Origin of the sequence: Ramlibacter cellulosilyticus, from assembly GCF_014297465.1 — a bacterium.
Lineage (GTDB): Bacteria > Pseudomonadota > Gammaproteobacteria > Burkholderiales > Burkholderiaceae_C > Ramlibacter > Ramlibacter cellulosilyticus.
Map to the genome: position 1 here is coordinate 361,151 of NZ_JACORT010000002.1, position 17,806 is coordinate 378,956.

Sequence of the window (17,806 nt, forward strand, 5' to 3'; positions counted from 1 at the left end):
CGAACCCCACCGCTCAGGGCGCGACGTAGCTCCCCGACTTCCCCCCGTGCTTTTCCAGCAACTTCACTTCCGCGATCGTCATGCCGCGATCCACGGCCTTGCACATGTCGTAGATCGTGAGAAGTGCAACGTTCACGGCGGTCAGCGCTTCCATCTCGACGCCCGTCGGGCCCACGGTCTCGGCCGTCGCCGTACAGGTCACGGCGCCCGGTCCGTCGCCCTGCGCCGGCTGCACCTCGAATTCCACCGCCACCCGGGTGAGAGGGATGGGATGGCACAGGGGGATCAGATCGCTCGTGCGCTTGGCGCCCTGGATGCCGGCGATGCGCGCGATGCCCAGGACGTCACCCTTCCTTGCAGTGCCGCTCTGGATCAGCGCGAGCGTAGCCGCTAGCATCTCGATACGGCCCCGGGCGACCGCGACCCGGTGCGTCGCGGGCTTCGCCGCGACGTCCACCATGTGGGCCTGTCCTTGTGCGTCGAAATGGGTCAATCCACTCATGCAGCAACCATCGCTTTCCGCTGAACATCATACGGCCTTCGCCTTCAAGCCCCGCCTGCGGGCCGCGGGCATCCACCTCGTGCTGAGCGTGCTCGTGGCGATCGCCACCGCGCTGCTCGTGTTCTCCTTCTGGTATCCCTGGCCCTACAACGAGCTTTCCGGCGGCCGCGAGCTGTTCCGGCTGGTCGTCGCCGTCGACATCGTGCTGGGCCCGCTGCTCACGTTCATCGTGTTCCAGCGCAGCAAGCCCCGGGCCGAGCTGCGGCGCGACCTCGCCGTGATCGTCGCCCTCCAGCTCGCGGGCCTCGCCTACGGCCTGTGGACCGTGCACCAGGCGCGCCCCGTGCACCTGGTGTTCGAGTACGACCGCTTCCGCGTCGTGCACCAGGTGGACATCCCGCGCGAGCTCGAGGCGGCCGTGCCGCCGGGCATCCCGCTGGCTCCGCTCGGCGGGCCCACGCCCCTGGTCCTGCGGCCTTTCCGCGATGCCGCGGAGCAGGGGGAATACACGATGGCGGCGCTGCAGGGGCTGCAGGTCTCCATGCGGCCGGAACTTTGGCAGCCCTACGAGGTCGGAACCGCACGGGTGCTCCAGGCCGCCAGGCCCGTGTCGCAGCTGAAGCAGCGCTTCCCGCAGCAGGGGGCCGCCATCGACGCGGCGCTGTCCCAGGCCGGCCGGGACGCCGCCGGTACGGTGTACCTGCCGCTGATCGCGCGCCAGGCCGTCGCATGGACCGTGCTGCTCGATGCGAAGAGCGCCGAGATCGTCGGCTACGTCCCGCTGGATTCGTTTTGAGCCTGTTCCCCTTCCCGCGCTGGCGTGCGCCGGTCGCCGCCGTCCTGGCCCTCGTGATGGCAGCCGCGCCCGTGCGCGCGCAGCTGCCGCAGCTGGGCGACACGGGCGACATGGGCACGTCGGCCGAGCGCAAGCTCGGCGAGCGCATCGCGCGGGAGCTGTACCGGGACCCGGACTACATCGACGATCCCATCCTGGTGGAGTACGTGCAGCGCCTGTGGCAGCCCCTGCTGGACGCGGCGCGCGGTCGCGGCGAACTCACTGCGGAACTCGACGAGCGCTTCGCCTGGCAGGTGCTCCTCGGCAAGGACCGCAGCGTCAACGCCTTCGCGCTCCCGGGCGGCTGGCTGGGGCTGCATTCGGGCCTGATCGCGGTCACCACGACCCGCGACGAACTCGCCTCCGTGCTGGCCCACGAACTGAGCCACGTGACGCAGCGCCACATCTCGCGCATGGTCACGCAGCAGAACCAGCAGGCGCCGTGGATGGTGGCGGCGATGATCCTGGGCGCGATGGCGGCCAGCAAGAACCCGCAGATGGGCGGCGCCATCGTCGCCGGCAGCCAGGGGCTGGGCGCGCAGCAGGCGCTGAACTTCTCGCGCGACATGGAGCGCGAGGCGGACCGCATCGGCTTCGGCGTCATGACCGCCGCCGGCTTCGAGCCGCAAGGCTTCGTGTCCATGTTCGAGAAGCTGCAGCAGGCCGCGCGCCTGAACGACAGCGGCGCCTACCCGTACCTGCGCACGCACCCCATGACGACGGAACGCGCGGCGGACATGCAGGCGCGCCAGCAGCTCGCCGCGCGCGCGCCCGTGCAGCCCACGCTGGAGCACGCGATGGTCGCGGCCCGCGCGCGCGTCATCTCCAACGCCGGCGTCGACGCCTTGCGGGGCATGGTGGCGGAGGCGGAGTCGGCTGGCCTCGCCTCGCAGCCGCGCCCCCGCCAGGCGGGCGCGCTCTACGCAGGCGCGCTGTCGGCGGCGCGCCTGCGCGATGCCGCCACCACGCGCCAGCTGCTCTCGCGGCTCGACACCGCCGCCGCGGGCGATGCGGAGGGCCAGCGCCTCGCGCGCCTGCTCGCCGCGGAGATCGCGCAGGCGCAGCAGGACTGGCCGCGCGTGCTGCAGCTGGTGGATCCGGCGAGCGATCGCCGGCCGGAGGTCCTGCTCGCCACGCAGGCCTGGACCCACACGGGCCGCTCGCGCGATGCCGCGCAACGCCTGCAGACGTGGGTCGCCGCGCAACCGCGCGATGCCGCTGCGTGGCAGCTGCTCGCTGCAGCGTACGGGGAGCAGGGCCAGGCCTTGCGCGGCGTCCGCGCCGAGGCGGAAGCGCGGGTGGCGCAACTCGACTACCGCGCGGCGATGGACCGCTTCCGCGCCGCGCAGGACATGGCGCGCAAGGCCACGGACCGCAGCGACTACATCGAGGCCTCGATCATCGACACCCGCGCGCGGCAGGTGGAATCACTTCTTCGCGAACAGTCGCTCGAGCGCTGACTCGATCACCATCCCGCAGACGGTGTACAGCACCGAGCCGACCAGCGCGGCGACGAAGCCGCGCACGAAGAAGCCGTCGAGCAGGGCCGAGGCGGCCCAGAAGACCAGAGCGTTGATCACGAAGAGGAAGAGGCCGAGCGTCAGCACCGTGACGGGCAGCGTGAGCAGCACGAGCACCGGCCGGACCACCGCGTTCAGCAGCCCGATCACCAGTGCCGCGAGCATGGCGGACGTGAACGACCGCAGCTCCACGCCGCTGTACAGGTAGGCCACGAACAGCAGCGCCGAGGCGCTGAGCAGCCACTTCGCGATCAGCTTCAGCATGGGCGCGGAGCATAGCACCGCGCCCCGCGGAGCCCTCAGTCGAAGGCGAGGAGGAACAGGGCGCCCAGGCTCATCATCGTGCCGGAGGCCCAGTTGCCGCCCTGGCCGGGCTGGTCCTGCTTGGGACGTCGCACGTCCAGCACGCGGGTCTCGCCGTGTTCCGCCATCAGGGTGCGGGTGAGTTCCGGCAGCGGGCCGCGTGCCAGGATGGGAGTGACCGTGTCACCGCGTGCCTGCAGCTGCGGGATCACCTGCTCGAACAGGCGGTCCGCCCACTTGGCGCGCCAGTTCTCGCGGGCGGAGTGGCTGACCCACTTGCTGATGCGGTGCGTCATGCGCGGCGCGCAGGCCACCAGCAGCCAGTGGGTCGGGGCCCCGTCGCCACCGGGCATGCGCTGCCGGGCGTAGGCGGGGTCGTCCAGGTACACGATCACCTTCTCCATGCGGCCTCCAGTCAGGTCTGGGCGCTGCTGCGGCGGCCGCGGCTGGCGAGCCAGCCGGCACCGAGCACGCCGGCGATGCACAGAGCATACGTGCTCCAGCGCGCGATGGCATTCGGGTCGAAGACATCGCGCAGCATCGGCTCGCTGACGATCATCTTGGCGGCCGTGAAGGCGAGGACGGCGGCGCCGGCCTGGATGATGATGGGGAAGCGCTCCACCAGCTTCAGCACCATCGTGCTGCCGAACACCACGATCGGGACGCTCACCAGCAGGCCGATCACCACCAGGTCGAAGGAGCCGTGGGCCGCGCCGGCGACACCCAGCACGTTGTCCACGCCCATGAGCGCGTCGGCGATGATGATGGTGCGCATCGCGCCCCAGAAGGTGCTGGCCACGGGCCCGTGTTCGTCCTCGCCGCTGTCGTCCGCGATCAGCTTGTAGGCGATCCACAGGAGCGCCGCGCCGCCCACGCCCATGAGCCCGGGGATCTTCAGCAGCCACACCACGCCGATCGTCATCGCCGAACGCACGACGATGGCACCGACCGTCCCCCAGATGATCGCCTTCTTCTTCAGGTGGTCGGGGAGGTTGCGTGCGGCGAGCGCGATCACGATCGCGTTGTCGCCGGCGAGCACCAGGTCGATGAGGATGATGGCCAGCAGGGCGGACCACCAGGCAGCGGACATGAATTCCATGCAAAAGCTCCGGATCAGGCAGTGTTCGCCCGGACGGGAACGGATCGGAGCTGCGCGGTGGAGCGTCGGGATGCTTCGATCCGGGCCCGCCCGGGCCCGATCGAAGGTCTTGCTCGGCAGGCCTTCACAGGCACTGCCCGGACCGCCGGAAGCATGCGCTTCGTATTGACGACGGACCGACCGGGAGCTACTCCCCTTCGCTGGAGCGGATTAGAACACAAGACCGCGGCGGACGCACCCCCTCCGGGGCTATGATGCCCATCCGCAGTACCCGCCTCCCCGCCATGGCCGGCATCCACATCACAGACATCGAAGCCGCCATCAACTTCTGGCGCGAGCGCCATCCCTCGCCGGACGGCGTCACGCTCGCGCCCGAGCTGCGCGCGCTGGCCGAGGTGTACGCGCTGATGGTCTTCTACCGCGAGGACGAGGCGGACGAGCGCAGCCTGCCGGCCAAGGCCCGCGCCGCATGGATGGCCTGGTACGAGAGCCAGCCGGACACCCCCTGCATCGCCATCTGCTCGACCAGCCAGGGCGATGCGCAGTGCAAGGGTTGCGGGCGCAGCTTCGAGGAAGTGCAGCGCTGGACGGAGATGAGCCCCGCCGAGAAGCGCCAGGTCTGGCGCCGCATCACGCTGCACGGCGATGCGTGGCGCTTCAACCGCTACGCCGAACGCGCCGCCGAAGGCGCGGCCGAGGCAGGGAAACGCTAGCGTGCGCCGCGTGCGCCAGGCCCCCAACCTCGCCATCGCGGCGCTCTGGGCGGACCTGCTGCGCGAGGCGGGCATCGCGGCCAGCGTGCAGCGCCAGTTCCTGAGCGGGGTCGCCGGCGAGATCCCGCCCGACCAGTGCCTGCCGGAAGTGTGGGTCACCTTCGACGAACAGCTCGCGCAGGCGAAGGCGCTGATCGACGCGCTGCTGAGCCTGCCGCAGAGGCGGTGGAAGTGCGCGTGCGGGGAACTGGTGGAGGGCGGGTTCGAGTCGTGCTGGAATTGCGGGCGGGCGATGCCTTGAGGAGAGGGGTGCCGGAATTGCTGGGGTGCGCTGCGCGCAACCCAGCCTACGGACGCTTGAGTCGGGGGGTGGGGCGGGATCGCTGGGGATGGATGCTCGGACGCGGCGAACTCCCCCCGTAGGCTGGGTTGCGCGAAGCGCACCCCAGCGTCCATCCACCGTCACATCCAGCGCACCGTCACATCCACCGCACCGGCTCGATATCCACGTGCCGCTCGCCGTTCCCGAGCATCAGCACGCCTTCCTGGATCGTCGCCTGCAGCTGCATCGAGCGCTCCGCGAGCTTCTCCAGTTCCTTCGAGGTCTCCGCGGGAATGCGCCAGACCGCGAGGTTCTGCAGGCGGGTGAGCTTGCTGGCGATGCCCTTCCACCAGACCTCCGCCGCGTGGCTGAAGGCATACAGCACCATCTGGTCCGCCTGCCGCGAGGCCTTGGTGATGGCGACTTCGTCCGGCTGGCCCACCTCGATCCACAGGCGCGTGGCGCCGGTGAAGTCGCGCAGCCAGGCATCGGGCTCGTCGGGATCGGAGAGGCCCTTGCCGAAGGCGAGCGTGCCGTCGCCGCCGCACACGGTTTGCAGGGTGTGCGCCTGCAGGGCCAGCGCGGCGAGGCGCACCATCATGCGTTCGTCGGTCTCGCTGGGGTGGCGCGCGAGCGTCAGCGCGTGGTCGGCGTAGTACGCGTGGTCGATGTCGGCGACCGCGAGCTGCGCCTTGAAGACGGTGGACTTGAGCGCCACTTCAGCAGCGGCGGGCGAGTTCGGCCGCCTTGCCGATGTACGACGCCGGCGTCATCGCGAGCAGCCGGTCCTTCTCTTCCTGCGGGATCTCCAGGCCGCGGATCAGCCCGTGCAGGTCCTCGGCCGCGACGGTCTTGCCGCGCGTGACTTCCTTGAGGCGCTCGTAGGCGCCGTGCACGCCGTAGCGGCGCATCACGGTCTGGATCGGCTCCGCGAGCACTTCCCAGGCGGCGTCGAGGTCGGCGCGCAGCGCCTCCTCGTTCAGCTCCAGCTTCGCGAGGCCGATGCCCAGCGAGTGGTAGGCCAGCGCGGCGTAGCCCAGGGCGACGCCCATGTTGCGCAGCACCGTGGAGTCGGTCAGGTCGCGCTGCCAGCGCGAGACCGGCAGCTTCTCCGACAGGTGCCTGAGCAGCGCGTTCGCGAGGCCGAGGTTGCCTTCGGCGTTCTCGAAGTCGATCGGGTTCACCTTGTGCGGCATCGTCGACGAGCCGATCTCGCCTTCGCGCAGCCTCTGCTTGAAGTAACCCAGGCTGATGTAGCCCCAGACGTCGCGGCACCAGTCGATGAGGATGGTGTTGGCGCGCGCGACCGCGTCGAACAGCTCCGCCATGTAGTCGTGCGGTTCGATCTGGATGCTGTAAGGCTGGAACGTCAGGCCCAGGCCCAGCGGCTCGGGGCTCTCGACCACCTTGCGCGCGAAGGCTTCCCAGTCGAAGCCGGGCCACGCCGCGAGGTGCGCGTTGTAGTTGCCCACGGCGCCGTTCATCTTGGCCATGAGCTTCACGCCCGCGATGCGCTCGCGCGCGGCGGCGAGGCGCACCACCGCGTTGGCGATCTCCTTGCCCACCGTCGTGGGGCTCGCGGTCTGGCCATGCGTGCGGCTGAGCATGGGCACGTCGGCGTACTCGTGGGCCAGCGTGCGCATCTTGTCGATGACGGCGTCCAGCGCGGGCAGCATCACCTGCTCGCGCGCGGCCTTCAGCTGCAGCGCGTGGCTGGTGTTGTTGATGTCCTCGCTGGTGCACGCGAAGTGCACGAACTCGCTGGCCGCACGCAGCTCGGGCCGGGCCTCGAACTTCGACTTGATCCAGTACTCCACGGCCTTCACGTCGTGGTTCGTGGTCTTCTCGATCTCCTTGATGGCGGCGGCGTCCGCCTCGGAGAAGTTCTTGCAGAGGCCGAGCAGGTACGTGCGCGCACCCGGGGTCAGTGGCTTGAATTCGGCAAAACCCGCATCCGACAGCGCGATGAACCAGCACACCTCCACCTGCACGCGGCGATGCATGTAGCCCTGCTCGCTCATCAGCGGGCGCAGCGCTGCCAGTCTCGCGGCATAGCGGCCGTCGAGGGGCGACAGCGCGGAAATCGGGGAGAGAGGCATGGGGCGGATTGTAGGCGCCGCGTTTGCGCGAGCCGGGCGCGGGGCCTTGTCGCGGGTGCACGACAACGCCGCAAAGCTCTTCCCCTAGAATGAAACGCTCCCCCCGTCCCTTCTTCCCAGAACTCGAACAGCAGGCCGCGCCCATGAAGTTGATCGGATCCACCAGCAGCCCCTACGTGCGCAAGGTGCGCGTCGTGATGGCCGAGAAGAAGCTGGACTACCAGTTCGTCGAGGAAGACGTCTGGGCCACCGAGACGACCATCATGCAGTCCAACCCGCTGGGCAAGGTGCCCTGCCTGGTGATGGAAGGCGGCGAGGCGCTGTTCGATTCGCGCGTCATCGTCGAGTACCTCGACACGCTGTCCCCGGTCGGCAAGCTGATTCCCGCGGTGGGCCGCGAGCGTGCCGAGGTGAAGACCTGGGAGGCGCTGGCCGACGGCGTGATGGACGCGCTGGTGCTCGCGCGGCTCGAGTCGCACTGGCAGGGCCGGGCCAAGGGCGAGCGCTCGCAGGCCTGGATCGACCGCCAGCTCGCCAAGGCGGAGGCCAGCTTCAAGGCGATGAGCCAGGGCCTGGGCGAGAAGCCCTTCTGCGCCGGCATCTACCTCAGCCTGGCGGACATCGCCGTCGGCTGCGCGCTCGGCTACGCGGACTTCCGTTTCCCGGAGCTCGGCTGGCGCACCACGTACCCGAACCTCGCGAAGCTGCAGGACAAGCTGATGCAGCGGCCGAGCTTCACCGACACGCAGCCCTGATCCAGGGCCGGGCCCCCGGCCTTCACAAAAATTTACCAGCCCAGCCATTCGCGGCGGGGAACCGGTGACGCGCCGGACGAGTCCATGAGGGCATAGAGGCAGGGACTTTCCGCTCACCAGTTTTGCTGCTGCGAAGTCATCCGTGAACCCCGTTCCGGATGCAATCCCGAGGCGACTCTTCTCCTCCTCCCTCCCTCCCTCCTTCGTCAAGGGGCGCTTCGCAGCATTTTTCTTCCGACGGCGGCCTGCGGGCCGCCGTCCCTATTATTTGTGGGCGGCGAGCGCCTGCTCCAGGGCCTGCACGAAGTCGCGGTCTTCCGGCCTGGTCATGCTGCTGTAGACGCCGATCACCTTGCCGTCCCGCCCCACGAGGTACTTGTAGAAGTTCCACAGCGGCGCCCGGCCGGTCTGCGCCGCGAGTTCGCGGAACAGCGGGTTCGCGTCGCTGCCCCGCACCGCGCTCTTGCCGAACATCGGGAACTTCACGCCGAAGGTGTTCTCGCAGAAGTCGGCGATCTCCTTGTTGCTGCCCTTCTCCTGCGCGAAGTCGTTGGAGGGGAAGCCCAGGACCACCAGGCCGCGCTCCCGGTAACGGGCGTGCAGCTTCTCCAGGCCTTCGTACTGCGGCGTGAAGCCGCAGAAGCTGGCGGTGTTCACCACCAGCAGCACGCGGCCGCTGTACTGGCAGAGCGACTGCGGCTTCTCGTCCTGCAGGCGCGGGAAGGTGTGCTGCAGCAGCGCGGGGCACGCGGCCGCGGCCGGGGCACCGGCCGCGGCGGCGGGGCCGGCGAAGGCGGCGGCGAGCAGGAGGGCGGACAGGAATCGGGCCATGGGGCGCGATCTTGGCCCCGGGCCACGGGTGTGTCCAGCACACGGCCCCTCCGGCAGGATGTCCTTGCCGGACGGCCGGCAAGGGCCGCCGACGAGCAGCCGGGCCGCGCCCGGCCTAAAATAAAGGGTTACAAGAAGGCCTGACATGCTGTATCCGGAACTGTTCAAGCAACTCGAGTCCGTCCGCTGGGACATGGACAAGGACATCCCGTGGGACAAGTTCGACGCGTCGCTGCTGTCCGAGGAACAGGCGCAGACGATCAAGATGAACGCCATCACGGAGTGGTCCGCGCTGCCCGCCACCGAGATGTTCCTGCGTGACAACCGCGACGACAGCGACTTCTCCGCCTTCATGTCGATCTGGTTCTTCGAGGAGCAGAAGCACTCGCTGGTGCTCATGGAATACCTGCGCCGCTTCCGCCCCGACCTCGTGCCGACCGAGCAGGAACTGCACGAGGTGCGCTTCGAGTTCGAGCCCGCGCCCGCGCTCGAGACCCTGATGCTGCACTTCTGCGGCGAGATCCGCCTGAACCACTGGTACCGCCGCGCCTCCGAGTGGCACACCGAGCCGGTGATCAAGCACATCTACCAGACCCTGAGCCAGGACGAGGCGCGGCACGGCGGCGCCTACCTGCGCTACATGAAGCGCGCCATCGCGAACTTCGGCGTCGAGGCCAAGGCCGCCTTCGCCAAGGTGGGCGTGCTGATGGCCAGCGCCCGCCGCACCGCACAGGCGCTGCACCCGACCAACCTGCACGTGAACAAGGCGCTCTTCCCGCGCGACACGATCCAGTCGCGCCTGCCCAACCCCGAATGGCTGGAGCACTGGCTGGACACGCAGATCAAGTTCGACGCGGTGTGGGAAAACAAGGTGGTGGAGCGCATCCTCCACAACATGAGCCTGCTCATGGACCGCAGCTTCAAGAGCGTGCAGGAGCTCAATCGCTACCGCAAGGAACTGCAGGCAAGCCTGGGCGGCGGCGCCGTCCCGGACCCCGCATGACCACGACCGGGCCGGCCTTCCTGGACAAGATCGTCGGGCGGCGCGAAGCCGCCGCCCGCATGGCCTCGCTGCCGGGGCCCGTCGTCTTCACCAACGGCGTCTTCGACGTCCTGCACCGCGGGCACGTCACCTACCTCGCGCAGGCGCGCGCCCTCGGCGGCAGCCTCGTCGTCGCACTGAACACCGACGCCTCCGCGCGCCGCCTCGGCAAGGGCCCGGACCGGCCCCTCAACGCCGAAGCCGACCGCGCCATCGTCATGGCGGCCCTGGAATCCGTGAGCCTCGTGACCTGGTTCGACGAGGACACGCCCGTGCAGCTGCTTTCCGAGTTGAAGCCGCAGGTGTACGTGAAGGGCGGCGACTACGACATGCGCAAGCTCGCCGAGACGGCGCTCGTGGAAGGCTACGGGGGACGTTCGCTCGCGATCCCCTTCGTCGAAGGCTACTCCACCACGCGCCTGGTGGAGCGCATCCGCGCAGGCTCCTAGTCGTCGGACGCGCGCGCGTCCCAGAGCAGGTCGTAGCGGCTCGAGGGCCGCATGGCGGATTGGGCCCACGCCTCCGCGCGATCCGGCGGGGGATCCGCCTCCGCGTGGCCGACCGCCGAATAGCCCAGCGCGAGCCGGTCGCCCGTCACCCGCGCGCCCGTCAACTCCACCAGCGTCGGGAACAGGTCGAAGGGCAGCAGCTCGTCGCGGTTCGGCGGTGGCAGGTCCTTGCCGAGGAACAGGTTGAACATCCCGCGGCGCGGCGCCTGCACGAGCCTGTCGTAGACGGGGTTCGGCACGGCGAGGTGGTCGCCGATCACCACCACGACGGTGTCCTCCAGGTACCCGCGCTCGCGTGCGTACGAGATGAACTCGGCGATGCGCTCGGCGCTGCAGCCGACGATGCCCTCGAAAGTGTCGACGCCGCGCGCGCGGCAGCGCGGCGAGAGGAAGCCGAACGGGTTGTGCGTGTTGAGCGTGAGCAGCGTCAGGTTGAAGGGCTGGCCGGAGGCGTGCAGCTGGTCCAGGCGTTCCTTCGCGCGCTGGAACAGGTTGCCGTCCCACATGCCCCAGGCGTTGAATTCCTCGGGCCGCGCGCCCTTCGCTTCCCATTCGTCCCGGCCCCAGGTTTCCTGGTAGCCATGGTCCTTCAGGAACCGGCCCTTGCCGGCGAAGGAGAGGGAGACGCCGCCCATGAAGACGTTGCGGTAGCCGCGCGCCTGCAGCACGTCGCCGAGGCAGTGCGCGCCGGGAAGGAAGACGCGGTCCTCCCCGCGCGGGCGCACGTCGACCTCGGAGTACACCTTGAGCGGCACGCCGCACTGGGTGGCGACCATGCCGGCCATCGTCCACGTGGCGCCCACGGCCGGGCGGTACCAGCCGTAGCTGCGGCCGCCCAGCGCGTGCAAGGGGGCGAGCAGGTCCCGGCCGAACATGTGCGCGTCACCGTAGCTGGCCTCCATGCTCTCCGCGTAGATCAGCACGAGGTTGCGGCGGCGTTCGGGCACCAGCTGCACCCGCGAAGGGTCGACGTACTCCTGGGCGAAGCGGTCGGGCTCCAGGTACGCCGCTGCGTACGACACCACGGAGAACTGCGCGCAGAACAGCCCCACGGCCGCGAAGCCGGCCGCGGCCGGGCCGGCGCGCAGCAGCTTGCGGGGCCAGCCCCCCAGGTAGGGCGCGATGGCGAGGTGCGCCAGCGAGACCACGAGGGCTGCCACCAGCGGGAGGACGAAGCCGTAGACGGCGCATTCGACGTAGAAGATCTCGCTGATCCGGATCGCAGCGCCCTCGGCGTACTGCAGGTGCCACAAGGCTTGGTCGACCGTGACGTCGCCGAAGGTCGCATGCAGCCAGTACAGCACCCCGATCGCCATGAACGGCACGAGGTAGGCGGCAAGGCGCAGCAGGGACCAGGACGGGGGCAGCATGGGCAGCCTGGGGTATAGCCGCCTCCGGCCGCCCCGTCCACCCGCCGGCGTCAGGCGGCGCGGGGACGCCGCCGCACGGCGCGTTTCAGGCGGTCCTTCACGCGGCCGGCGAAATGCTCCGCATCGTCCACGTACTCGAACACGACGGGCACCACCAGCAGGCTCAGGGCCGTGGAGGTGATCAGTCCGCCGATCACCGCGATCGCCATGGGCGAGCGGAAGCTCGGGTCCGCCGCGCCGAAGCCGATGGCGATCGGCAGCATGCCCGCGCCCATCGCGATGGTGGTCATGATGATGGGACGGGCGCGCTTGTGGCAGGCGTCGAGCAGCGCGTCGAAGCGCGACAGCCCCTGCTCGCGCCGCGCGACGATCGCGTACTCCACCAGCAGGATCGAGTTCTTCGTCGCGATGCCCATCAGCATGATCAGGCCGATCAGCGATGGCATGGAGAAACTCTTCTGCGCCACCAGCAGGCCGACGAAAGCGCCACCCAGCGCCAGCGGCAGCGCGCTCAGGATGGTGAGCGGGTGCAGGAAGTCCTTGAACAGCAGCACCAGCACGATGTAGATGCAGAGCACGCCGGTCAGCATGGCCAGGCCGAAGCTCGCGAAGAGCTCGCCCATCATCTCGGCGTCGCCGACGGTGGCGACGCGCACGCCGGCGGGCAGGTTGCGCACCGAGGGCAGCTGCTGCACGGCTTCGGCCACTTCGCCGAGCGGTTGTCCCGAGAGCTCGATCTCGAAGTTGACGTTGCGCGACCGGTCGTAGCGGTCGATGACCGCCGGCCCGCCCGTGAGCTCCAGCGTCGCCACCTGTCCCAGCATCACCGTGCCACGTGCGCCGGGCACCGAGAGGCGTTCCAGCACGGAGAGGTCCTGGCGCGCCGCGTCGTCGAGGCGCACGTTGATCGGCACCTGCCGCTGCGCGAGGTTCAGCTTGGGCAGCGCCACGTCGTAGTCGCCGGTGGTGGCGATGCGCAGCGTATCGCCGATCGCCTGGCTGGTCACGCCGAGGTCCGCCGCCTTCGCGAAGTCGGGCCGCACGACGATCTCCGGCCGGATCAGGCTCGCGGTGGAGGCGATCTGGCCCAGGCCGGGGATGGTGCGCAGGTCTTTCTCCACCGCCACGGCGGCCTGCTGCAGCGCCTTCGGATCCTCGCCGGTGAGCACCAGGATGTACTTCTCGCCCGAGCCGCCGAGGCCGACCTTCGTGCGCACGCCCGGCAGCGGCTCGAGCGCGGTGCGGATCTGGTTCTCGATGCCCTGCTTGCGCGGCCGCTCGCCCCGCTCGTCCAGGACGAGCGTGAGCGTGGCCTTGCGCGCTTCGGCCGCGCCGACGTTGGCCATCGGGTCGCCGCCGGCCGCGCCGCCGCCGATGGTGGTGTAGACGCTCTTCACGTGCTTGACGCGCATGACGGCCAGCCGCGCCTGTTCGGCGGCGGCACGCGTCTGCTCCAGCGTGGAGCCGGGCGGCAGCTCGATGTAGACCTGCGTCTGCGAGTTGTCGTCGGGCGGGATGAAGCCGGTGGGCAGCAGCGGGATCAGCAGCACCGAGGCGATGAAGAAGAGCGTGGCGAGCACCATCGTCTTCACGCGGTGCTTCATGCTCCAGGTCACGGCGCGCATGTAGAGGCGCAGCCACTTCGGCTCGTGGTGCCCGGAGGCCACGTCCTTCAGCATGTAGGCGGCCATCATCGGCGTGAGCATGCGCGCCACGACCAGCGACGCGAACACCGCGAGCGCCGCGGTCCACCCGAACTGCTTGAAGAACTTGCCGGCGATGCCGCTCATGAAGGCCGTCGGCAGGAACACCGCGATCAGCGTGAAGGTGGTGGCGATCACGGCAAGGCCGATCTCGTCGGCGGCGTCCATCGCGGCCTGGTAGGGCGTCTTGCCCATCTGCAGGTGGCGCACGATGTTCTCCACCTCCACGATCGCGTCGTCCACCAGGATGCCGATCACGAGCGACAGCGCGAGCAGCGTCACCACGTTGATCGAGAACCCGAGCAGGTGCATGCCGATGAAGGCGGGGATCACCGACATCGGCAGCGCCACCGCCGAGACGAAGGTGGCGCGCCAGTCGCGCAGGAACAGCCAGACGACCACCACCGCGAGGATGGCGCCCTCGTACAGCAGGTGCAGCGAGCCTTCGTACTCCTCCTCCACGGGTGTCACGAAGTCGAAGGCCTGCGTGAGCTGGATGTCCGGGTGCTGCGCCTTCAGCTGGTCGAGCGCCTGGCGCACGGCGGCGCCGACCTGCACCTCGCTCTCGCCGCGGCTGCGCGAGACTTCGAAGCCGACCACCGGCTTGCCGTCCAGGTAGGCGGCCGCGCGGCGCTCGGCGATGGTGTCCGTGACCTCCGCCACGTCCGACAGCCGGATGCTGCGGCCGCCGCCGATGGCGATCTGCAGCTGGCCGATCTCGCGCGCCGTCTGCACCGTGGCGAGCGTGCGCACCGGCTGCTCGCCGCCGCCCACGTCCGCCCGGCCACCGGCGCTCTCCGTCTGCACTTGCCGCAGCTGGCGCGAGATGTCCGCCGCCGTGACGCCGAGCGCCTCGAGCTTGAGCGGGTCGACGGCCACGCGAATCTCGCGGTTCACGCCGCCCACGCGGTTGACCGCGCCCACGCCGGGCACCGCGAGCAGGCGGCGCGACAGGTCGTTGTCGACGAACCAGGACAGCGCCTCCTCGTCCATGCGCGGCGACGCGATGGTGAAGGCGAGCATCGGCTGCGTCGCGAGGTCCAGCTTGTTGACGATGGGGTCGCGCAGGTCCGCCGGCAGGTCGGAGCGCACGCGTGCGACGGCGGAGCGCACGTCGTCGACGGCTTCCTGCACCGGCTTCTCCAGCCGGAACTCCACCGTGTGCGTCACAACGCCGTCCTGCACCTTGGTCGTGATGTGCTTCAGGCCCTGGATGGTGGCCATCGAGTTCTCGAGCTTGCGCGCGACGTCGGTCTCCAGCTGCGAAGGCGAGGCGCCGGGCAGCGAGGCGGTGACCATCACCGTGGGCAGGTCGATGTCGGGGAAGTTCTGCACCTTCATCGCCTTGAAGGACAGGAGCCCGCCGAACGTGAGCAGCACGAACAGCATCACCGCCGGGATCGGGTTGCGGATCGACCACGCGGAGACGTTCACGGCTTGTTCCCCTGGCTCGCCACGGAGGCTGCCGCGGACGCGGTGAGCGCCGCGGCGGATGCGACCTTCGCGGCCGCCGAGGCGACGGCTGCAGCGGCCGGCGCGGTGGGGTTGGGCGCCGAAGCCGCGCCTGCAGCGGCCGTCGGCGCCGGACCGTTCGTGACGCGCACGAGGTCGCCCTCGTTCAGGAAGCCGCCGCCGCTGGCGACGATGCGCGTGCTGCTGTCCACGCCGGACAGCACCTCCACGCGGTCGCCGGCGATGCGGCCGATCTGCACCTTCACCTGGTTCACGCGGTTGTCGGGCAGCACGCGCATCAGGTAGTTGAAGCCTTCGCGCACCACGAGCGACTGCTGCGGCACGGTCAGCGCAGGCTGCGCGCCGAGGTCGAATTCGCCGCGCGCGAACATGCCCGCGCGCGCGCTGCCGGCAGCCGGCCCGGGCAGCGGGTTCACGTCCACGTACACGATCGCGATGCGGCTTTGCGGGTCCACCGTGGGGCCGATGGTGCGCACGCGCCCTTCGAGCCGCGCGTTGCTCGTCGCGGTGACGAGCGCGCGCGTTCCGGGCGTGAGGCGCGCGATTTCCGACGACGTCACTTCCGCCCGCCACTCGAGGCGGCCCTTGCGGATCAGGCGGAACAGCTCGGTGCCGTTGTTCACCACCGCGCCGACCGTCGCGGTGCGCGCGGAGATCACGCCGTCGTCCGGCGCGAGCACCTGCGTCTGGTTCAGCCGCACCTGCTGCTGCTGCAACTGGGCGCGGGCCGCTTCCACGCGCGCCTGCGCCGTCTTTTCCGCCGTGAGGTACTGGTTGATCTGCGACGCGCTCATGGCGCCGGTCTGCTGCAGCGTGCGCGCGCGCGCCGCGTTGTTCGCCGCCTCGGCCGCCGCTGCTTCCGCTTCCGCGACGGCCGCCTGCGCCTGCGCCGCCTCGGCGCGCACGGTGTCGGCCGCGAAGCGCGCGAGCACCTGCCCGCGGCGCACGCGGTCGCCGACGTTCACCAGCACGTCGGAGATGCGCAGGCCGCTCGCCTCCGCGCCCACGCTCGCCTCCTGCCACGCCGCGAGGTTGCCGTTGGCCGCCAGCACGACGGGCAGCATCACCTGCTGCGGCGTCACCGTCGTGACCGTGAGGGCGGGCTTGGGCTGCGCCTTTTTCGCGTCCTCGGCCTTGTCGCCGCAGCCTGCCAGGACGGCCAGCGCCAGGGCGGCGGCGGCCAGCGGATTCGCTCGATGCATCACTGTTCTTCTTCCTTGTTCTCGTGGTGTCTCACTGCTGCGCGAGCGGCGGTTCCGGTCGTTCCCAGCCGCCGCCGAGCGCGCGGTACAGCGCGATCCAGGCCGCGAGGCGGTCGCGCTGCACGTTGGCCAGCGCCAGTTCGGCGCCGAGGGCCAGGCGGCGCTGGTCCTCCATCTCGATCAGGCTGCCCAGGCCGCTGCGGTAGCGCGCCTCGGCGGCGAGGAAGGAGGCGCGGTAGCCCTCGTAGGCGGTGCGCACGTCCTCGCTGCGCGAAATGGCGCTGTCGAGGTTGACGAGCGCTTCCTCCACTTCGCGCACGGCCAGCCGCACGCGTGCCGCGTAGAGCAGGGCCGCCTCTTCGTAGCGGGCCGCGGCGGCGTCCTCTGCGGCGGCAAGCCGGCCACCGTCGAAGAGCGGCAGCGTCACCGCGAGCGGGCCGATAGCCCAGGTGCGGGCGTTGCTGGTCTGGCCGTTGACGCGGATCCAGCCGTTGTTGATCTGCCCGGTGAGCGTCAGGCGCGGGAAGCGGTCGGCGCGCGCGGCGCCGACGTCGGCGCTGGCTGCCGCCACTTCGCGCTCGGCCGCGTAGATGTCCGGACGCTGCGCGAGCAGCGCGGCAGGCACCGAGGGAACGGCCACGCGGCCTATGCCTGCGGGCTCCTCCCAGGGCGCGGCGAGGCGGCGGCGCAGTTCGGGCTCCGCCATGCCCGTGAGCGCGACGAGCCCCTTGACCAGCAGGTCGCACTGTGCCTGCTGCTGCGTGACGCGCACCGCGCCTTCGGCGGCGCTCGCGCGCGCCTGCGCTGCGACGGCGGGCGCGGTGAAGCCGGCGTCCGCGCTCAGGCGCGTGAGCCGCGCGGTCTCGGCGCGCGAGGCGGCGTCGTTGCGCGTGACGGCCACCAGCCCGGTGCAGGTCCGCAGGTCGACGTAGGTGGTGGCGGTCTCGGCGGCCACCGCGACGCGGGCCTCGTGCCACCCGGCTTCCGCGCCCGCCAGGCGGGAAGTGGCCGCGTCCACGCGCGAGCCCAGCCCGCCGAACAGGTCGGCCTCCCAGGAGACCTGCACGGAGTTCTGCACGACCGTGGACAAGGCGGGCACGCCGCTCTGCGCGTTCCCGCGCACCGCGCTCACGCTCGCGTCCACCGCGGGCAGCGTCGCGGCGCCGGCAGCCACGCGGGCCGAACGCGCTTCGGCGATGCGCGCGCCGGCGGTGGCCACGTCGGGGCTCGCGGCCTGCGCGGCCTCGACGAGATCCGCGAGCAGGGGGTCGTCGAACCGCCGCCACCACTGGCGCAGGTCGGCCTGCGTGCCGCCATGCGGCAGCGGTGCGTACCAGCGCGGCGGTGCCGGGCTGGCGGTGGTGGACGGCGGACGAGGGAGGGCGCAGCCGGCGAGCAACGACAACACGCCGGCGGCCGCCGCGAGGGGGCGCAGAAGCTTCATCGGTCCTTCCCCGATCGGGGCTTTCGTGCTTGCACCGCGGCCGCCACCCTCGTGCGGTGGCGTGCGGCGAAAACCGGCTAGCCT

General features: G+C 70.5%; 18 protein-coding genes. 7 read left to right on the forward strand and 11 right to left on the reverse strand.

Features of this window, described 5'->3' with window-relative positions; translation table 11 throughout:
• Positions 1-13: 13 nt before the first annotated feature.
• Positions 14-502, reverse strand: coding sequence for a cyclic pyranopterin monophosphate synthase MoaC (gene moaC / locus H8N03_RS07565; RefSeq protein ID WP_187075546.1), 489 nt, complete (start codon positions 500-502; stop codon positions 14-16).
• On the opposite strand from moaC, the gene tfpZ reads away from it, so the two are divergent.
• Together tfpZ and H8N03_RS07575 are read left to right on the forward strand one after the other, a co-directional pair.
• Positions 501-1,298 carry a TfpX/TfpZ family type IV pilin accessory protein gene (gene tfpZ / locus H8N03_RS07570; RefSeq protein WP_187075547.1) on the forward strand — a complete coding sequence of 266 codons (798 nt, stop codon included), beginning with the start codon at positions 501-503 and terminating at the stop codon, positions 1,296-1,298. The two genes, moaC and tfpZ, sit on opposite strands and share 2 nt — an antisense overlap.
• Before the next feature lie 56 nt (positions 1,299-1,354).
• Positions 1,355-2,797 (forward strand): M48 family metalloprotease, encoded by a 1,443-nt coding sequence (locus H8N03_RS07575; RefSeq protein ID WP_187075768.1) that lies wholly within the window; start codon positions 1,355-1,357, stop codon positions 2,795-2,797.
• On the opposite strand, the gene H8N03_RS07580 is transcribed toward H8N03_RS07575, so the two are convergent.
• From H8N03_RS07580 to H8N03_RS07590, 3 genes are read right to left on the reverse strand one after another with little or no spacing between them, the layout of a single operon-like run.
• Positions 2,765-3,121 (reverse strand): phage holin family protein, encoded by a 357-nt coding sequence (locus H8N03_RS07580; RefSeq protein WP_187075548.1) that lies wholly within the window; start codon positions 3,119-3,121, stop codon positions 2,765-2,767. The two genes, H8N03_RS07575 and H8N03_RS07580, sit on opposite strands and share 33 nt — an antisense overlap.
• A 35-nt stretch (positions 3,122-3,156) precedes the next feature.
• Entirely contained in the window at positions 3,157-3,564 is a 408-nt protein-coding gene (locus tag H8N03_RS07585) for a hypothetical protein (protein WP_187075549.1), read from the reverse strand.
• A gap of 11 nt (positions 3,565-3,575) precedes the next feature.
• Positions 3,576-4,259: a TerC family protein gene (locus H8N03_RS07590; RefSeq protein ID WP_187075550.1), complete on the reverse strand. Its 684-nt coding sequence runs from the start codon at positions 4,257-4,259 to the stop codon at positions 3,576-3,578.
• Positions 4,260-4,543: 284 nt separating this feature from the next.
• On the opposite strand from H8N03_RS07590, the gene H8N03_RS07595 reads away from it, so the two are divergent.
• Positions 4,544-4,972 carry a DUF3717 domain-containing protein gene (locus tag H8N03_RS07595; protein WP_187075769.1) on the forward strand — a complete coding sequence of 143 codons (429 nt, stop codon included), beginning with the start codon at positions 4,544-4,546 and terminating at the stop codon, positions 4,970-4,972.
• 1 nt (position 4,973) lies between these two features.
• Positions 4,974-5,273, forward strand: coding sequence for a putative signal transducing protein (locus H8N03_RS07600; protein WP_187075551.1), 300 nt, complete (start codon positions 4,974-4,976; stop codon positions 5,271-5,273).
• A gap of 178 nt (positions 5,274-5,451) precedes the next feature.
• Here the strand turns inward: H8N03_RS07600 and H8N03_RS07605 are convergent, their stop codons facing one another.
• Together H8N03_RS07605 and purB are read right to left on the reverse strand one after the other, a co-directional pair.
• Positions 5,452-6,012 (reverse strand): YaeQ family protein, encoded by a 561-nt coding sequence (locus H8N03_RS07605; RefSeq protein WP_187075552.1) that lies wholly within the window; start codon positions 6,010-6,012, stop codon positions 5,452-5,454.
• A gap of 1 nt (position 6,013) precedes the next feature.
• Complete coding sequence (gene purB, locus H8N03_RS07610; RefSeq protein WP_187075553.1) at positions 6,014-7,393, reverse strand: adenylosuccinate lyase; 1,380 nt, start codon at positions 7,391-7,393, stop codon at positions 6,014-6,016.
• 143 nt (positions 7,394-7,536) lie between these two features.
• Here purB and H8N03_RS07615 point away from each other — a divergent pair, with 143 nt between their 5' ends.
• Entirely contained in the window at positions 7,537-8,148 is a 612-nt protein-coding gene (locus H8N03_RS07615; RefSeq protein WP_187075554.1) for a glutathione S-transferase family protein, read from the forward strand.
• A 264-nt stretch (positions 8,149-8,412) separates the two neighbouring features.
• Here H8N03_RS07615 and H8N03_RS07620 read toward each other — a convergent pair whose 3' ends face one another.
• The gene (locus H8N03_RS07620; RefSeq protein ID WP_187075555.1) at positions 8,413-8,979 is read right to left on the reverse strand and encodes a glutathione peroxidase; all 567 of its coding nucleotides are present in this window, start codon (positions 8,977-8,979) and stop codon (positions 8,413-8,415) included.
• Between the two features lie 145 nt (positions 8,980-9,124).
• On the opposite strand from H8N03_RS07620, the gene H8N03_RS07625 reads away from it, so the two are divergent.
• Together H8N03_RS07625 and rfaE2 are read left to right on the forward strand one after the other, a co-directional pair.
• Positions 9,125-9,982, forward strand: coding sequence for a ferritin family protein (locus tag H8N03_RS07625; RefSeq protein WP_187075556.1), 858 nt, complete (start codon positions 9,125-9,127; stop codon positions 9,980-9,982).
• The gene (gene rfaE2, locus H8N03_RS07630; protein ID WP_187075557.1) at positions 9,979-10,470 is read left to right on the forward strand and encodes a D-glycero-beta-D-manno-heptose 1-phosphate adenylyltransferase; all 492 of its coding nucleotides are present in this window, start codon (positions 9,979-9,981) and stop codon (positions 10,468-10,470) included. The genes H8N03_RS07625 and rfaE2 overlap by 4 nt, the downstream gene beginning before the upstream one ends.
• On the opposite strand, the gene H8N03_RS07635 is transcribed toward rfaE2, so the two are convergent.
• Genes H8N03_RS07635 through H8N03_RS07650 form a run of 4 tightly spaced genes read right to left on the reverse strand, consistent with a single transcriptional unit; the run spans position 10,467 to position 17,722 of the window.
• Entirely contained in the window at positions 10,467-11,900 is a 1,434-nt protein-coding gene (locus H8N03_RS07635; protein ID WP_187075558.1) for a sulfatase-like hydrolase/transferase, read from the reverse strand. The two genes, rfaE2 and H8N03_RS07635, sit on opposite strands and share 4 nt — an antisense overlap.
• Positions 11,901-11,950: 50 nt before the next feature.
• Positions 11,951-15,037 carry an efflux RND transporter permease subunit gene (locus tag H8N03_RS07640; RefSeq protein WP_187075559.1) on the reverse strand — a complete coding sequence of 1,029 codons (3,087 nt, stop codon included), beginning with the start codon at positions 15,035-15,037 and terminating at the stop codon, positions 11,951-11,953.
• Entirely contained in the window at positions 15,034-16,278 is a 1,245-nt protein-coding gene (locus tag H8N03_RS07645) for an efflux RND transporter periplasmic adaptor subunit (RefSeq protein ID WP_187075560.1), read from the reverse strand. The genes H8N03_RS07640 and H8N03_RS07645 overlap by 4 nt, the downstream gene beginning before the upstream one ends.
• Before the next feature lie 31 nt (positions 16,279-16,309).
• On the reverse strand, positions 16,310-17,722 hold the full coding sequence (locus H8N03_RS07650) for an efflux transporter outer membrane subunit (RefSeq protein WP_187075561.1): 1,413 nt from the start codon (positions 17,720-17,722) through the stop codon (positions 16,310-16,312).
• Positions 17,723-17,806 lie beyond the last annotated feature (84 nt).

What these genes read in the sequence shown, in the direction of transcription:
- tfpZ (WP_187075547.1), top strand. Translation starts at nt 501, where the DNA reads ATGCAGCAACCATCGCTTTCCGCTGAACATCATACGGCCTTCGCCTTC.
- moaC (WP_187075546.1), bottom strand. Translation starts at nt 502, where the DNA reads ATGAGTGGATTGACCCATTTCGACGCACAAGGACAGGCCCACATGGTG.
- H8N03_RS07575 (WP_187075768.1), top strand. Translation starts at nt 1,355, where the DNA reads ATGGCAGCCGCGCCCGTGCGCGCGCAGCTGCCGCAGCTGGGCGACACG.
- H8N03_RS07580 (WP_187075548.1), bottom strand. Translation starts at nt 3,121, where the DNA reads ATGCTGAAGCTGATCGCGAAGTGGCTGCTCAGCGCCTCGGCGCTGCTG.
- H8N03_RS07585 (WP_187075549.1), bottom strand. Translation starts at nt 3,564, where the DNA reads ATGGAGAAGGTGATCGTGTACCTGGACGACCCCGCCTACGCCCGGCAG.
- H8N03_RS07590 (WP_187075550.1), bottom strand. Translation starts at nt 4,259, where the DNA reads ATGGAATTCATGTCCGCTGCCTGGTGGTCCGCCCTGCTGGCCATCATC.
- H8N03_RS07595 (WP_187075769.1), top strand. Translation starts at nt 4,544, where the DNA reads ATGGCCGGCATCCACATCACAGACATCGAAGCCGCCATCAACTTCTGG.
- purB (WP_187075553.1), bottom strand. Translation starts at nt 7,393, where the DNA reads ATGCCTCTCTCCCCGATTTCCGCGCTGTCGCCCCTCGACGGCCGCTAT.
- H8N03_RS07615 (WP_187075554.1), top strand. Translation starts at nt 7,537, where the DNA reads ATGAAGTTGATCGGATCCACCAGCAGCCCCTACGTGCGCAAGGTGCGC.
- H8N03_RS07620 (WP_187075555.1), bottom strand. Translation starts at nt 8,979, where the DNA reads ATGGCCCGATTCCTGTCCGCCCTCCTGCTCGCCGCCGCCTTCGCCGGC.
- H8N03_RS07625 (WP_187075556.1), top strand. Translation starts at nt 9,125, where the DNA reads ATGCTGTATCCGGAACTGTTCAAGCAACTCGAGTCCGTCCGCTGGGAC.
- rfaE2 (WP_187075557.1), top strand. Translation starts at nt 9,979, where the DNA reads ATGACCACGACCGGGCCGGCCTTCCTGGACAAGATCGTCGGGCGGCGC.
- H8N03_RS07635 (WP_187075558.1), bottom strand. Translation starts at nt 11,900, where the DNA reads ATGCTGCCCCCGTCCTGGTCCCTGCTGCGCCTTGCCGCCTACCTCGTG.
- H8N03_RS07645 (WP_187075560.1), bottom strand. Translation starts at nt 16,278, where the DNA reads ATGCATCGAGCGAATCCGCTGGCCGCCGCCGCCCTGGCGCTGGCCGTC.
- H8N03_RS07650 (WP_187075561.1), bottom strand. Translation starts at nt 17,722, where the DNA reads ATGAAGCTTCTGCGCCCCCTCGCGGCGGCCGCCGGCGTGTTGTCGTTG.